The 2,121-nt window shown below is 76.6% G+C and carries 3 protein-coding genes; 1 reads left to right on the forward strand and 2 read right to left on the reverse strand.

Going from position 1 to position 2,121, the window contains the following annotated elements; translation table 11 throughout:
• Positions 1-866 (forward strand): bacterial transcriptional activator domain-containing protein (locus tag AE652_RS40135; RefSeq protein ID WP_049660663.1); only part of this gene is annotated, 866 nt, incomplete at its 5' end.
• Between the two features lie 63 nt (positions 867-929).
• Here the strand turns inward: AE652_RS40135 and AE652_RS47015 are convergent.
• Positions 930-1,232: a hypothetical protein gene (locus tag AE652_RS47015; RefSeq protein WP_063780422.1), complete on the reverse strand. Its 303-nt coding sequence runs from the start codon at positions 1,230-1,232 to the stop codon at positions 930-932.
• A gap of 15 nt (positions 1,233-1,247) precedes the next feature.
• Positions 1,248-1,814 (reverse strand): HAD domain-containing protein, encoded by a 567-nt coding sequence (locus AE652_RS40145; protein ID WP_049660664.1) that lies wholly within the window; start codon positions 1,812-1,814, stop codon positions 1,248-1,250.
• Positions 1,815-2,121 lie beyond the last annotated feature (307 nt).

The following is a 2,121-nucleotide window of genomic DNA, read 5'->3' on the forward strand; positions in this document are numbered from 1 at the left end:
AGCCCGGCCCCGCCGCCGTCGCCCCGGTCGCCCGGACGACGCCCGGCCGCAGCGACAGCGACGACCTGCTCGCCATCCTCCGCTCCCCGGAGGCGCACGCCCCCCGCAACGCCCCCCGGATCCGGCTGCTCGGCCCGGTGGACGTCGCGGGAGTCCTCGGCGCCGCCGCACCCGGCGCGCTGCCCCGGCTCACCGAACTGGCCGTCTACCTGGCGCTGCGCCCCGGGTCCGACCGCCACGCGCTCGACCACGACCTGCACCCCGGCGCGGCGCACCTCGACCCGCACCCCACCGCGGCCGGCTCCGAGAGCCCGCTGCCGGCCAAACTCGCCGACCTGGCCGCCTGGTTCGGCACCTCGCCGGAGGGCCGGGTCTTCCTGCCCACCGAGGGCACCGAGGGCTACTCCTTCGCCCCGGCGGTCACCTGCGACTGGGACGAGTTCCGCGGCCTCTACCGGCGCGGCATGCGCAGCACCAGCGCCACCGCCGACGCGGCCCTCGCCCACGCCCTGGCCCTGGTCCGCGGCGCGCCGTTCGCCGAGGCCCCGCCGGCCTCGTACGGCTGGGCCGAGGCCGAGCGGCAGGACATGATCGCGGCGATCGTCGACACGGCCCACGAACTGGCCGCCCGCCGCCTGCAGTACGGAGACCACCGCAGCGCCGAGGCCGCCGTCTTCCGCGGCCTCGCCGTCGCCCCGGACGTCGAACTGCTGCACCGGGACCTCTTCTACGCCTACGCCTCGGCCGGCGCCCGGGACCAACTCCTGCGCGCCGTAAACCGGTTGGACGCCCTCAGCCGCCGGACCGGCCGGGACCTGGACGCCGACACCGTCGCCCTGCTGCGGGACCTGCTCGCGGGCTCCTGACGCCGCGACCGCCCGTCCGGCCACTCCTGTTCCAGGGGTGGCCGGACGGGTTTCCGGGAGCGGTCACTCCTCCCAGGAGAAGGGCCGGCAGGCACAGGTGCCGTCGCGCGCCGGTTCGGCGGCCGAGTGGACGTCCTGGACGACGGCCTCCGGAACCCGTGCCACGGCCACCAGGACCCGCCGGTCGTCCGCCGGGGTCCGCGCGACCACCTCGACCTGCTCCTGCTCCTCCGCCGTCGCCCGGACGAGCGAGCTGAACACGTACGTCCCGCCCTCGACGCCGTACCCGTCCGCCCACAGCTCGACCAACGCCCCGCCGTGCAGGGCCAGATGCCAGCGGGACGGTGTTCCGGCGACGGGTTCCATGGCGGGGCAGTGTAGTCAGGCCGTCCGCAGCCAGGCGTCCAGCGCGGCGAAGTCCGCCTCGGTGAGCCCGCGTCGGGGATCGACCCGGTGGAGCAGGGCGCGGGCGGGGGAGTGGGCGGCGACCCAGCGGCGGTCGGCCCCGGTGATCTCGTCGTCCACCCAGGCGAACGGCCGCCCGCCCGCCCAGGCGACCAGCGTGCGGGTCTTCCAGTGCAGGCCCTGCGGCGGGTACGTGGCGTCCGCGGTGTCCGCGTCCTCCGCGTCCTCCGCGTCCTCCGCGTCGTCAGAGTCGTCCACCGGCCAGTCCACGACGGGCAGTCGGGGCAGGCCGAACCAGGGCGCGAGGCACTCGTTGGCGTCCTCCAGCCAGGTGGTGGCCCACACCGGCTCGGCCGGCAGGCGGAGCAGCCGAGGGCCCAACTCCGGGTCCACGCGGGCGATCAGCGGGTTTCCGCCCGGTGTCGTACCGGCCGGGACGTGCGGGCTGCGGTGGACGGGGTAGCCGCCCGGCGGCGGGTCCCCGAAGGGGATCAGCGGACCGTCCACGTCGAGGAAGAGCAACGGGCGATCGGTATCGATCATGACGGCACCTTAGCGGGCGGCGCAGGCGGTGTGGCGCGCCGATCGGCCACCCGGCCTGGAACGGGCGAGCCGGGATCTCGTAGGGTGGCGCGCACGGAGTGTGGTGGCAGGCACCACGCAGTCGAGGGCATCAGACGCCGCGGGAGCGGCGGGGCGGGGCGGTGACCAGGAGATGGCGGAGACGACAGCGGTTTCCGGAGGTCCCGACCCGGCCGGGGGCTCGGGTCCCTGGGACGCCGTACCGCCGCCCCCGCGCCTCCCGGCCGAGGAGCACCCGCCCGGCCCCGCCGCGCTGTACGAGCCGCCG

Origin of the sequence: Kitasatospora sp. MY 5-36, assembly GCF_001182915.1 — a bacterium.
In the GTDB taxonomy this organism is placed as follows: Bacteria; Actinomycetota; Actinomycetes; order Streptomycetales; family Streptomycetaceae; genus Kitasatospora.